This window comes from Micromonospora sp. NPDC004540 (assembly GCF_040610095.1).
GTDB lineage: Bacteria > Actinomycetota > Actinomycetes > Mycobacteriales > Micromonosporaceae > Micromonospora.
Genome location: NZ_JBEXLR010000022.1, coordinates 60,505 through 72,936, shown reverse-complemented (window position 1 = coordinate 72,936; position 12,432 = coordinate 60,505). Strand labels below are relative to the sequence as shown.

General features: G+C 74.8%; 11 protein-coding genes and 1 pseudogene. 7 read left to right on the top strand and 5 right to left on the bottom strand.

What is annotated here, in order from left to right:
- Positions 1–120: 120 nt before the first annotated feature.
- Positions 121–543 (bottom strand): annotated as a pseudogene (locus ABZV78_RS10865) (hypothetical protein); the annotation flags it as partial.
- A gap of 23 nt (positions 544–566) precedes the next feature.
- On the opposite strand from ABZV78_RS10865, the gene ABZV78_RS10860 reads away from it, so the two are divergent.
- Both ABZV78_RS10860 and ABZV78_RS10855 read left to right on the top strand, forming a co-directional pair.
- Positions 567–1,082, top strand: coding sequence for an acyl-CoA thioesterase (locus tag ABZV78_RS10860; RefSeq protein ID WP_355637457.1), 516 nt, complete (start codon positions 567–569; stop codon positions 1,080–1,082).
- Between the two features lie 154 nt (positions 1,083–1,236).
- Entirely contained in the window at positions 1,237–3,225 is a 1,989-nt protein-coding gene (locus tag ABZV78_RS10855) for an acetoacetate--CoA ligase (protein ID WP_355637455.1), read from the top strand.
- A gap of 6 nt (positions 3,226–3,231) precedes the next feature.
- Here the strand turns inward: ABZV78_RS10855 and ABZV78_RS10850 are convergent, their stop codons facing one another.
- Complete coding sequence (locus ABZV78_RS10850) at positions 3,232–3,921, bottom strand: TIGR03089 family protein (RefSeq protein ID WP_355637453.1); 690 nt, start codon at positions 3,919–3,921, stop codon at positions 3,232–3,234.
- Positions 3,922–4,072: 151 nt separating this feature from the next.
- Between ABZV78_RS10850 and ABZV78_RS10845 the strand changes: the two genes are divergently transcribed.
- Together ABZV78_RS10845 and ABZV78_RS10840 are read left to right on the top strand one after the other, a co-directional pair.
- A complete protein-coding gene (locus tag ABZV78_RS10845; RefSeq protein WP_154230059.1) occupies positions 4,073–5,218 on the top strand; it encodes a glycosyltransferase family 1 protein in 1,146 nt (381 codons plus the stop codon).
- A 63-nt stretch (positions 5,219–5,281) separates the two neighbouring features.
- Complete coding sequence (locus ABZV78_RS10840) at positions 5,282–6,373, top strand: sugar phosphate nucleotidyltransferase (protein ID WP_355637451.1); 1,092 nt, start codon at positions 5,282–5,284, stop codon at positions 6,371–6,373.
- A gap of 11 nt (positions 6,374–6,384) precedes the next feature.
- Here the strand turns inward: ABZV78_RS10840 and ABZV78_RS10835 are convergent, their stop codons facing one another.
- Complete coding sequence (locus ABZV78_RS10835; RefSeq protein WP_355637449.1) at positions 6,385–6,957, bottom strand: NUDIX hydrolase; 573 nt, start codon at positions 6,955–6,957, stop codon at positions 6,385–6,387.
- Between the two features lie 39 nt (positions 6,958–6,996).
- Between ABZV78_RS10835 and ABZV78_RS10830 the strand changes: the two genes are divergently transcribed.
- Together ABZV78_RS10830 and ABZV78_RS10825 are read left to right on the top strand one after the other, a co-directional pair.
- The gene (locus ABZV78_RS10830) at positions 6,997–8,034 is read left to right on the top strand and encodes a hypothetical protein (protein ID WP_355637447.1); all 1,038 of its coding nucleotides are present in this window, start codon (positions 6,997–6,999) and stop codon (positions 8,032–8,034) included.
- 253 nt (positions 8,035–8,287) lie between these two features.
- The gene (locus ABZV78_RS10825; protein ID WP_355637445.1) at positions 8,288–9,292 is read left to right on the top strand and encodes a winged helix-turn-helix domain-containing protein; all 1,005 of its coding nucleotides are present in this window, start codon (positions 8,288–8,290) and stop codon (positions 9,290–9,292) included.
- A 16-nt stretch (positions 9,293–9,308) separates the two neighbouring features.
- Here ABZV78_RS10825 and ABZV78_RS10820 read toward each other — a convergent pair whose 3' ends face one another.
- Positions 9,309–10,394 carry a coenzyme F420-0:L-glutamate ligase gene (locus tag ABZV78_RS10820; protein ID WP_355637443.1) on the bottom strand — a complete coding sequence of 362 codons (1,086 nt, stop codon included), beginning with the start codon at positions 10,392–10,394 and terminating at the stop codon, positions 9,309–9,311.
- Positions 10,391–11,338: a 2-phospho-L-lactate transferase gene (gene cofD / locus ABZV78_RS10815; protein WP_355637441.1), complete on the bottom strand. Its 948-nt coding sequence runs from the start codon at positions 11,336–11,338 to the stop codon at positions 10,391–10,393. The genes ABZV78_RS10820 and cofD overlap by 4 nt, the downstream gene beginning before the upstream one ends.
- 99 nt (positions 11,339–11,437) lie before the next feature.
- On the opposite strand from cofD, the gene ABZV78_RS10810 reads away from it, so the two are divergent.
- Positions 11,438–12,367, top strand: coding sequence for a hypothetical protein (locus tag ABZV78_RS10810; protein WP_355637439.1), 930 nt, complete (start codon positions 11,438–11,440; stop codon positions 12,365–12,367).
- The last annotated feature ends 65 nt before the right edge of the window (positions 12,368–12,432 follow it).

The following is a 12,432-nucleotide window of genomic DNA, read 5'->3' as shown; positions in this document are numbered from 1 at the left end:
TTCGTGTCCCACGCAAACGCCGCGTCGACTCCCGGCTCATCACCGCACTGGCGGCTCGCCGAACCTGCCCTCCGAGATCAGCGTGTCAGCTTCGAGCTCCGCCTCGGCCGCAGCGCCGTTCGGCCGCTGCCGCCAACGGTGGCCGCTGAACACGGCCATCAGCAGCAGCACGCCGATCAGGAACAGCGTGCCGTTCTCCAGCGGCTGGCGCAGTGGCAGCGGGTCCCCGAGCATCTTCCAGCTCTCGGGGATCCGGTCCCGGACGGTGAAGGGCGCAACGAACAGCCCGAGGTAGGGGACCACGAGCAGCAGCCCGGCCACGGCCGGGCCGAGTGGCGAGAAGCGCAGCGTGCCGAGCAGGCCGAGCAGGATGCCGGCGACGCCCAGGTAGACGGCCGGCTCGATCAGGTTGGGCGTGCTGTACGTACCGATCTCCACCCAGCGGTGCACGGTGCGCTCAGATCCGTCCTGACCGAGCGTGACGAGCACCCAGGTGACGGGCGCCACCACCAACCCGGCGAGGAAGCTCCAGAGATGTCGCATCCGCGCACCGTACCGTTTCTGGCATGACAGATCACCCCTCCGGCCCGGCCGGTAAGCCGACCTCGTACTCGCGCGTCACGCTGAGTCGCATCATGACTGCTGTCGATGTCAATCTGTACGGGACCGTGCACGGTGGGGTACTGATGGAGTTCGTCGACGACGTCGCCGGGGCGGCGGCGGCACGGCACAGCGGGGGCACCGCGGTGACCGCCTCGATCGACGAGATCGTCTTCTCCGAACCGGTCCGGGTGGGCGATCTGGTGCACGCGCACGCCCAGGTCAACTGGACCGGCAACACCTCGATGGAGGTCGGGGTGAAGGTGGTCGCCGAGCGCTGGGACTCGGCCGAGGACGAGCCGGTCCGGGTCGCCACGGCGTACCTGGTCTTCGTGGGGGTGGACGTGGGCGGCGCGCCGCGCCCGGTCCGGCCGGTGCTGCCGGAGACGGCGGAGGACGAGCGGCGCTACCGGGAGGCGGAGATCCGCCGGGCCCACCGGCTGGCCCGCCGCCGGGCGATCCAGGCCCACCGGGCCGGCTGACGGCGGCCGGCCCACACAACCCGTGGCCCGGGCGTGTGGGCCGGCCACGCCCCGTCACCGGCACCCGGTGCGGAGAATGGCGTCGCGAGGTAGGGCAAGATGGCGCCACGGCCCATGCACAGTGTCGTGACGGGGCCTCAGGGAGGGTGGAACAGTGGGTGACGTGCTGTGGACGCCGCCGGCCGACGTGCGTGAGCGGTCCCGGGTCGGCGACTACCTGCGCTGGCTGGCCGAGCACCGGGGGCTGGAGTTCGCCGACTACGACGCGCTGTGGCAGTGGTCGGTGACCGACCTGGCCGCCTTCTGGCGGTCGATCTGGGATTACTTCGAGGTGGTCGCGCACACCCCGCCGACCGCCACGCTGACCGACCGCACCATGCCGGGCACCCGCTGGTTCCCCGGCGCCACCCTCAACTACGCCGAGAATGTGCTGCGGATGCCCGGCCTCGGCGACGACGACCCGGTGGTGATCGCGCACGGGCAGACCCGCGCGCCGGAGACGCTGACCGCCGCGCAGTTGCGCGACCGGGTCCGCCGGGTGGCAGCCGGCCTGCGCCGGCTCGGCGTGGGGCAGGGCGACCGGGTGGCGGCGTACGCGCCGAACATCCCGGAGACCTACGTCCTGCTGCTCGCCACCGCCAGCCTCGGCGCGATCTTCTCCTCCTGCGCGCCCGAGTTCGGCACCCGCAGCGTCACCGACCGCTGGCAGCAGATCGAGCCTACGGTGCTGGTGGCGGTCGACGGCTACCGCTACGGCGACAAGCCGGTCGACCGGCGCGCCGAGGTGGCGGCCATCCGGGCCGCCCTGCCGTCGCTGCGGCACACCGTCAGCATCGCGTACCTCGACCCGGCCGGCGCGCCTCCCGAGGGCACGCTCTCCTGGGCGGAGCTGGCGGCGGAGACCGACGAGCCGCTGGTCTTCACCCCGGTGCCCGTCGACCACCCGCTCTACGTGCTCTATTCCTCCGGCACCACCGGCCTGCCCAAGCCGATCGTGCACGGCCACGGCGGCATCCTGCTGGAGCACCTGAAGATGCTGGCCCTGCACCACGACCTGGGCCCGGCCGACCGGTTCTTCTGGTTCACCACCACCGGTTGGATGATGTGGAACTTCCTGGTCTCCGGGCCGGCGGTGGGCGCGGCGATCGTGCTCTTCGACGGCAACCCGGGCCACCCCGACCTGGGCGCGCTCTGGCGGCTGGCGGCGGAGACCGGCACCACCTACTTCGGCACCTCGGCCCCGTTCCTGCTGGCCTGCCGCAAGGCCGGGCTGGTCCCGAAGGAGGGCGCCGACCTGTCCGCGCTGCGCGGGCTCGGCTCGACCGGCGCCCCGCTGCCCGCCGAGGGCTTCACCTGGGTCTACGAGAACGTCGGCGACCGTCTCCAGCTCCAGTCGCTCTCCGGCGGCACGGACGTCTGCACCGGCTTCGTGGGCGGCGTGCCGCTGCTGCCGGTGCACGCCGGGGAGATCACCTGCCGGGCGCTCGGCGCGAAGGTGGAGGCCCGCTCGGCCGACGGCACGCCGGTGATCGGCCAGCTCGGCGAGCTGGTGATCACCGAGCCGATGCCGAGCATGCCGGTCGGCTTCTGGAACGACCCCGACGGCTCCCGCTACCGGGAGGCGTACTTCGAGGTCTACCCGGGCGTCTGGCGGCACGGCGACTGGATCACCGTCAACGAGCGTGGCGGCTGCGTGATCACCGGCCGCTCCGACGCCACTCTCAACCGGGGCGGCGTCCGGCTCGGCACGGCCGAGTTCTACTCGGTGGTCGAGGGGCTCGACGAGGTGGTCGACTCGGTCGTGGTGCACCTGGAGGACGACGAGGGCGGGGCCGGCGAGCTGCTCCTCTTCGTGGTGCTCGCCGAGGGCCTGGAGCTGGACGACGACCTGCGCAGGAAGATCTGCCGGGAGCTGCGGACCGCGCTGTCGCCGCGGCACGTCCCCGACGAGATCCACCAGGTCCGGGCCGTGCCGCGCACCCTGTCGGCGAAGAAGCTGGAGGTGCCGGTCAAGAAGATCCTCACCGGCACCCCGGTGGACAACGCCGCGGCCAAGGGCGCCCTGGCCAACCCGGAGTCGCTGACCGCCTTCGCCGCCTTCGCCCAGCGTCGCGCCGAGTCCGACCACCCGACCCGCGCCTGACCCCGGTCAGGTCAGGGCGCGGGTGACCTTCTCGGTCGCCGTGCGGGCGTCGAGGTGGGCCGGGTCGAGGTTGGCGCAGGCGACCAGGGTGGTGCCGGCGGTGAGCGGGGCCAGCAGCCAGTCGACCGGGTCGGGGTGCCGCGTCACGTCGACCAGCAGCCGGTCGCCGGGTGTGAGGCAGAGCTCCGCGGCCCGGGCCTCCGCGCGGGCCAGCAGCGCCGCGTCCTCCGCGCCCGCCCCCGGGTACGGGGTGTGGTGGTCGCCGTGACCGCGTACCGCCGAGACGAAGTCGGTGAAGCCGGCCGGCACCTGCCGCATCGGCAGCGCGAACGGGTCGAGGGCCAGCGCGTAGCGCTCGCCGGCCGACCAGGCGGCCGCCTCGTCGACCCGGCCGGCGGCGGCGAAGAGCACGTCCACGTCGCCCGGGGCCTCGGCCACCGTCAGCTTCGCCGACCAGCAGCCGAGCAGCACGGCGGCGGTCTGCCAGTGCGGCGGCAGCAGCACCGCGGCCGTGTCGCCGGGGGCGAGCGCGACCTCGTCGACGAGCAGGTTGGCCGTCTTGGCCACCCAGTTCGCCAGCGTTGCGCCGGAGAGTTCGGTGCGCTCGCCGGTGGCGTCGTCGTACCAGGTCAGCAGCGGGCGGGCGGGGTCGGTCGCGATCGCGTCGGCGAACACCCGGGCAATGTTGTCGGCCATCGGCGCGAACGATACGCGCCCGGGACGCGTACTCGATGACAACGACAAGACGGCGTACCGTCGGGTCGCAGTCAGCGTCGGGCACCCGGCCCGGCGTAGGCTTGCCGACAGTGTTGTTCCCCACAGACGCGCCAGCCTGAGGAGTCGCCCCGTGACCGCCGGCCGCCCGCCCCGCGTGCTCATCGACGCCACGAGTGTCCCCGCCGATCGCGGCGGCGTCGGTAGATACGTCGACGGCCTGCTCGGCGCCCTCGGCCGGGTCTGCGGCTCCGGCGTCGACCTGGCCGTGGTGAGCCTCCGCACCGACCTGGAGCGCTACACCCGCATGCTGCCCGGCGCCGAGGTGATCCCCGCCCCGGCGGCCGTCGCCCACCGCCCGGCCCGGCTCGCCTGGGAGCAGACCGGCCTGCCGCTGCTGGCCCAGCAGGTCGGCGCGGAGGTGCTGCACTCGCCCTTCTACACCTGCCCGCTGCGGGCCGGCTGCCCGGTCACGGTCACCGTGCACGACGCGACCTTCTTCACCGAGCCGGAGCACTACGACAAGTCCCGCCGCACCTTCTTCCGCAGCGCGATCAAGACCTCGCTGCGCCGGGCCGACCGGGTGATCGTGCCGAGCAAGGCCACCCGTGATGAGCTGATCCGCCTGCTGGACGCCGACCCGACCCGGATCGACGTGGCCTACCACGGGGTCGACCAGGCCGCCTTCCACGCGCCGAGCGAGGAGGAGAAGGCCCGGGTCCGGGCCCGCCTCGGGCTGGGCAGCAGCAGCTACGTCGCGTTCCTCGGGGCCAAGGAGCCGCGCAAGAACGTGCCCAACCTCATCCGCGGCTGGGCCCGCGCGGTGGCCGACCGGGAGAACCCGCCCGCGCTGGTCATCGCCGGCGGCCAGGGGCACGACGACGACATCGACCGCGCGGTGGCCGAGGTGCCGTCGCACCTGCGGCTGCTCCGCCCGGGCTACCTGCGCTACGCCGACCTGCCCGGCTTCCTCGGTGGCGCGCTGGTCGCCGCCTACCCGTCCTACGGCGAGGGCTTCGGCCTGCCCATCCTGGAGGCCATGGCGTGCGCCGCGCCGGTGCTCACCACCCCGCGGCTCTCCCTGCCCGAGGTGGGCGGCGACGCCGTGGCCTACACCAGCGAGGACCCGGACCAGATCGCCACCGACCTGACCGCTCTGCTCGACGACGAGCAGCGCCGGCTCTCCCTGGCCAAGGCCGGCTTCGACCGGGCCAAGGAGTTCACCTGGGAGTCCAGCGCGGAGGTGCACATCGCCGCGTGGAGCCGGGCGCGCTCCTGAGTGTCACCTGCGGGTACGCCCGACACCGAGCCTGTAGCACGACGGTTCGGGCATGATGTGCTGATGTTCTACGCCGTCATCCCGGCGGGTGGCAGTGGCACGAGGTTGTGGCCGCTGTCCCGTGCCGGCCACCCCAAGTTCCTCCACCCGCTGACCGGCACCCCGGCCTCGCTGCTCCAGGCGACCGTCGACCGGCTGTCGCCGCTGACCACGCCCGAGCGCACGTTGGTGGTCACCGGGGCCGCGCACGTCGCGGCGGTGGCCCGGCAACTGGCGGGCGTGCCGGAGGAGAACATCCTGGTCGAGCCCTCGCCACGGGACTCCTGCGCGGCGATCGCGCTGGCCGCGGCGGTGATCGCCGAACGCGAGCCGGCGGCCGTGATGGGCTCGTTCGCCGCCGACCACCTCATCGGTGACCCGGCGCGCTGGGCCGAGGTGGTCCGGCAGGCGATCCGCGGCGCCGAGCAGGGTTCGCTGATGACCGTGGGCATCACCCCCACCCGGCCGGAGACCGGCTACGGCTACCTGGAGACCGGCGAGCCGGTGGGCGACGGCCCGCTGCGCCCGGTCATCGAGTTCAAGGAGAAGCCGGCCGCCGAGGTGGCGGAGGGCTACGTCCGCTCCGGCCGGCACCTCTGGAACGCCAGCATGTTCGTCTGGCGGGTGGACGTCTTCCTGGCCGAGCTGGCCCGGCAGCAGCCGGCCCTGCACGCGGGGATCACCGCGATCGCGGCGGCGTGGGGCACCCCCGAGCAGGACGACGTCCTCGGCACGGTCTGGCCGACCCTGCCGAAGATCTCCGTCGACTACGCGGTGATGGAGGGGGCGGCGACCGCCGGCCGGGTGGCGACCGTCCCGGGCGACTTCGGCTGGAACGACGTCGGCGACTTCCACACCCTCGGCGAGGTGCTTCCCGCCGACGCCGCCGGCAACGTGGTGCTGGGCGGCGACGCCAAGCCGGGCGTGCTGCTGCGGGACACCAGCGGCCTCGTGGTGGTGCCGCAGTCCGGCCGGCTCGTGACCGCGATCGGCGTCCACGACCTGATCGTGGTGGACACCCCGGACGCCCTGCTGGTCTGCCCGCGCGACCGGGCGCAGGACGTGAAGAAGGTCGTCGACGAGCTCAAGGAGCGCGGCGAGGAGGGGCTGGTCTGACGTGCGCCGGGTCAGCCGGTGACCCGCCGGGCCAGCGTTGCCAGCGCCGGGGCCACCAGCTGCACGGTCCCGTCGGCCAGCGGCTCGGGCAGCCCGTCCGGCGGGAACCAGCCCAGCGCCTCGGACTCGGCGCTGACCCGCTCGGTCGCCCCGGCCGGGGCCAGCACGGCGAACCGCACGTCGTAGTGCAGCGAGCCGCCCTGGCAGGCCACCGGGTGGACGTCCACGTCGATCGGCGTCGGGTCGACGACCAGGCCGGCGATCCCGGACTCCTCGGTGGCCTCGCGCAGCGCGGCGGCCGCCAGGGTCCGGTCGCCGGGCTCGCAGTGCCCGCCGAGCTGCACCCACTTGCGGAACTTGCCGTGCAGGCAGAGCAGGACCCGGGCGCCGGTCGGGTCGAGCACCAGCGCGCTGGCCGTGACGTGCCCGGGCCGGTGCGCCCGGCTCATCGCCACCGGCCCGGCGGCGAGCAGCGCCAGCGTCCGGTCCCGGTTCGCGGCGGCCGCCGGGCTGGTCGCCGTCCAGCGGCGCAGCAGCGCGGTGGCGTCGGCGTGCAGGTCGGCGTACGTCTCGGTGTCCGGCACCCCGCCACTGTACGGGCGCGCCCTCCGTACCCTGGCCGGGTGACCCTGCGACTCGTCGAGTTCGTCGTGGCCGGCAACGAGGCCAGCGACCTGCTGCCCGTCCGCTCCCCGGCCCTGCTGCGCGCCCACGGTGCCCGCCGAGGATTCTGGACCGTCCTCGACGAGGGCCCGGTGGAACAGTGCCTGGCCCTGCTGCTGGAGCGCACGGACGGCGAGTGGGTGGCACACCACGTGGCCGCCGACGCCGGGCGGGAGAACGGCCGCACCGAGGACGGCGAGGCGCTCGCCCACCACGACGGCTGGGTGTACGTCTTCGGCTCCCACTTCGGCTCCAAGGCCGGCCCGCTGCGCCCCCGCCGGGCGTTCGTCGCCCGGTTCCGGGAGGACGACGCGGCACACGGGACGCTGCCCCTGCACGTGGTGCGCAACCGCTTCCGGCTGCACCGGGCGGTCAACGACGCGCTCGCCGCCGCGCCGTTGACCCCGCTGCCGCCGGGGGACCAGGTGCGGCAGCGGTTCATCGTGGAGACGCTGGCCCGGGGCACCGCCCGGGCGAAGAGCTGGGTGAGCCGGCTGGCCGCGGACGACCTGCCGCTCAACGTCGAGGCGGCCGCCTTCACCCCGGCCGGGACGGTGCTGCTCGGGCTGCGCTTCCCGGTCACCGCCGAGGGCGAGCCGATCCTGGTCGAGCTGGCCGGGGTCGCGGACATGTTCGCCGCCGATCCCGGTTGGCCGCGCGCCGTCGGGGCGTACGCCCTGACCGGGGTGACCCCGGCGGGCGCGCTCACCGGCTTCCGGGCCGTCGCGCCGACGCCGGACGGCGGCTACGCAGCGGTGATCGGCTCGATCGACGCGGTCGGCAAGGGGTCGGTGCTGCTGGCGGACCACCCGCACGGCGGCGCGGTGACCTCGCGGCACGTCCGGTTCCGGCATGACGTCGGCCCGGACGCCCGGGTGGCGGGGAAGCTGGTGGCCGAGCTGGCGCCGTTCCACCACGTGGAGGGGCTGGCCGAGCTGGACGGGGGCTGCTACTACGTCACCGACGAGGACCACCGGGTGGCGCTCTGGCTCGGCTGAGCGGTCGCCGGACGACACCTCTACGGAGAACAGCCGCAGACCCTCGTGGTGCCGTCCGGCCGACCGGCGCGCCCGCTGACCGACGACCGGGGTCGGCGCTGCCGCGTCCCGGCAACGGTGGGCAAGGGAAGTGTGCCCAACCCGGCCCCGCACCGTCGACGTCTTTCAGCCCACGCTTAAAGATGGAGATAAGTGCCGGCAGGTACAGTGCTCAGGGTGGCGGGCACTCCCTCTGTCCGCCCGGGAGAGCTCCATGCTGAAGGTCATTTTCTCCCGCGAGGACATCCTGCGGACCAGGGTGGCCCCCGCCGCGGACCCGGTCTGGGAACTGGTCCTCAGCCTGCACCTGCTCCAAGGGCGCGGGCGTGACCCGCTGCTGACCGAGTGGCGACGCACCGTGGCCCACGGGCTGCGGACGGACAGCGCCGCCGAACGCTACCGGCTGCTGCTGGCCCTCAACCCGCCCCGCGGCTACTTCCCCGACTTCCTCACCCCGTACGCCAGCAAGGACGGCCTGGAGGCCGGGCTGGAGGCGGTCCGGGGCACCCCGGTCGGCCTGCTCCGGCGGGACCTGACCCTGCTCGCCGAGGAGAACGCGCTGCCGTCGTCGGCCAGCGCGCTGGCCCGCGGCGAGCCGGAGGTGCTGCGCCACCTGACCGACTCGATGGTCCGCTACCAGTCGCTGGCCGTCACCCCGTACTGGTCGCGGATCCAGGCCGCCGTGGAGGCGGACCGGGCCCGCCGCGCCCGGGCCATGCTCGACGGCGGCGCCGAAGGGCTGCTGGCCAGCCTCCGGCCCAACATGCGTTGGGCCGACGGCGTGCTGGAGGTCCTCGACTACCCGGACAGTCGGGAACTGCACCTCGACGGCCGGGGGCTGCTGCTGGTCCCCTCGTTCTTCTGCGCGCGCACCCCGGTCGCGCTCCTCGACCCGAGCCTGCCGCCGGTGCTGGTCTATCCCGTCGACCGGCTCGGCGGCCTCTTGCCCGAGCCGGGCGCCGGCGCCCGCCGGGACGCCGACGCCGCGCAGCGGGAGGCGCTGGCCGCCCTGCTCGGCCGGACCCGGGCGGCCGTGCTGGAGGCCGCCGACGAGGGTTGCACCACCGGCGAGGTGGCCCGCCGGCTGCGCATCTCCGCCGCCGCGGCGAGCCAGCACACGACCGTGCTGCGCAACGCCGGGCTGCTGGTCAGCCAGCGGGACCGCAACACCGTCCTGCACACCCTGACCCCGCTCGGCCGGGCCGTCCTCGACGCCTGACGCCCGAGCGGGTGGGTCAGACGGCGAGGGTGGCGCTGGCGGTGCTGCCCGGGGGTGGGGGGAGCAGGGCCGACGGGACGCCCTCGGCCGCCAGCGCGGTGCGCAGCCGTTGCAGGTCGGCGCCGAACCGGACCAGGTCCGCCGGGTCGACCGGGGCCGGTGGCGCGCCGAGGACCAGGCCGGTGGCCGGCGCCGGCCAGCCGGGCACGGCGGCGGCCAGCCCGGCGCGTACCTCCGGGTCGGTGACGTGGGTGAAGACGGTGCCGGGCGCGACCACCCCGGCGACGGCCGCGATCGCCCGGTCGACGGCGGCCGGGTCGGCCGGGTCCGGGCCGGGGCCGTCGGCCAGGGTTGCCGCCTCCCGCAGGCCGGCGGCGCGCGCTTCGGTGGTGCCGAGGGAGAAGAGGTCCAGCGACGCGTCCCGGACCAGCGCCCGGGCGCCCTCGTCGTCGTCCCGGGTCCCGCCCAGGTAGCCGCGGATCACCGCGACCGGCACCTGGTCGCACTTGCCCTTGATCAGCTCGCCGGCGCCGGCCAGCTCGTCCACCACGGCCATCTGGGTGAGCTGGAGTTCGTTGCCGTAGGGGTCGATCTCGCCCCGGTGGTCGCGGATCGCCGGCATCCCGGCCACCCCGAGCGCCACGTCGGTGAGCCCGTTGCGCCACGGCCGGCCCATGGTGTCGCTGACGATGACCGCGACGTCGAGGTCGTACCGCTCACGCAGCGCGGCCCGCAGCGCGCGGGCGGAGGCGTCCGGGTCCTTGGGCAGCAGCACCAGCCGGGTCTTGTCCACATTGGACGCGTCGATGCCGGCGGAGGCCATCACGAACCCGTGGTGGGTCTGCACGATCCGGGTAGCGCCGCGGGAGGCCACCACCCGGGCGGTCTCCCCGGCCAGCACCTCGTCCCGGGCGGCGAGCCGCTCGGGCCCGTCGGCCGGCACGTCGACCAGGCGGCCCTCCGCCTTCGACACGATCTTGCTGGTCACCACCAGCACGTCGCCGTCGCGCAGCCAGGGCGCGGCGGTGGCGATCAGCGCCGCCAGGTCGTCGCCCTCGGTCACGTCGCCGATGCCGAGCACCGGCAGGATCTCCAGCCTCACATCAGCTCCAACGCGGCCCGGACCATCGCCACCGTCGCCGCCTCGTCGGCCATCCGCAGCGGCGCCGCGCGCACGGTCACGTCCGGCACTCGGATGCCCTCGTCCTCGGGCGCGACCAGCCAGCCGTCGAGCAGGCCGCCGGCCGACCGGCCGCCGTAGAGGCCGCCCACCCCGGCCGCGCTGCACTCGACGCCGAGCACGGACAGGCACCGGTCGGCCATGCCGCGGACCGGCGCGCCGCCGATGATCGGCGATACCCCGATGACCGGGGCCGGCCCGTCGGCGATCGCGTCGCGCAGGCCCGGCACGGCCAGGATCGGGGCGACGCTCACCACCGGGTTGCTGGGCGCCACGAGCACCACGTCGGCGGCGCGGATGGCCTCCAGCACCCCGGGCGCCGGCTTGGCCGCCTCCGCGCCGACGAAGACGAACCGGTGCGTCGGAAGGTCAGCCCGGTGGCGCACCCACCACTCCTGGAAGTGGATCGCCCGCTGGCCACCGTCCAGATCGACCACGACATGCGTCTCCAGCCGGTCGTCGGTGGCCGGCAGCAGGCGTACGCCGGGCTGCCAACGGGTGGCCAGCGCCTCGGTGACCTGCGACAGCGGGTAGCCGGCGTTGAGCATGGTGGTGCGCACCAGGTGGGTGGCGAGGTCCTTGTCGCCCAGCCCGAACCAGGCCGGCTCGGCGCCGTACGCGGCCAGCTCGGACTTGACCGTCCAGGTCTCGCCCACCCGGCCCCAGCCCCGCTCCGGGTCGGCGCCCCCGCCCAGCGTGTACATCACGCTGTCCAGGTCGGGGCAGACCTTCAGCCCGTGCAGCAGCAGATCGTCGCCGACGTTGACCACGGCGGTCACCTCGGCCCCCACCTCCCGGGCGTACGCCCGGACGCCGAGCAGGAACCGGGCGCCTCCGATCCCGCCAGTCAGAACCACGATGCGCATGACGTCCATCTTTCCGCACGCGCGCCCGTCGATCGCCCGGTGGCCGGGGAGACTACGCTCACGTCGGCAACTGTCCGTTTTCGTCCCCAGGGGGAGTCCGTGACCAGCCCCGCCGAGCCCGCGTCCGGCGACACCACGCAGGCCAGCCAGTTGACCAAGCCGCTGCGCGAACTGGCCGCGCTCGTCCTGCTCGGCGCGACCGCCGTGCTGCTCTTCGTCGGCCTGCTGCGCCTGCTGGTGCCGGCCGACGACTACAGCACGTTCAGCGGCCGGGCCGGGAGCAGCTTCTTCGCCTTCGTCGGCCTGGAGTCGACCCTCCTGCCGGTGCTGGCCGTGCTGCTCGCCACCCACGTCCGCCCGGTGCTGCCGAAGGCGAAACTGATCACCCAGGTGGCGCTCGTCGAGTACGCGGTCTCCGCGTTCTTCGGCGCGCTGACCCTGCTGATCTGGCTGGTCGGCCGGCTCGCCGACGGCGAGGTGCTGGACGCCTTCCTCGGCCTGCTCACCCGGGTGGCCTGGCTGGCCGTCTTCGCGCTCGCCGCGTTCGTGGTCTTCAAGGTCTGGCGCACCCTCTACTACGTACCGAAGCCGAAGCCGCAGCCCGGCGTCTACGGCCAGGCGCAGCCCGGCTGGCCGCAGCAGCCCGGCCCGGTTCCGGGCCAGCCCGGCGGCTACCCCGCCCCGGGCGGCTACCCGCAGGCCGGCGGCCCGCAGCAGCCGGGCGGCTACCCGCAGCCCGGCGCGTACGGCCCGCCACAGTCCGCGCCGCCGTTCAACGCCGCCCCGCCGCACGCCCCGCAGTCGAGCCCGCCGTTCGGCACGCCGCAGTCGGGCCCGCCCTTCGGCGGTCCGCAGTCCGCGCCCCCGTACGGCGGCGGCCCGCACCCGGCGCCGCCGTTCGGCCAGCCGCCGTCGGCCGACCCGACGCAGGCCATCCCGCGCCAGCCGGCCGACCCGGGCCAGCCGGCCCCGCCGGACGCCGACCGCACCCAGCGCTTCGACCGGGACGACCCGAACTACCCGCGCTGAGCCATCTCTGATGCCGCCCGCCCCCGTCTCCTGGCCGGGGGCGGGCGGTCCCGCGCCGCGCAGCA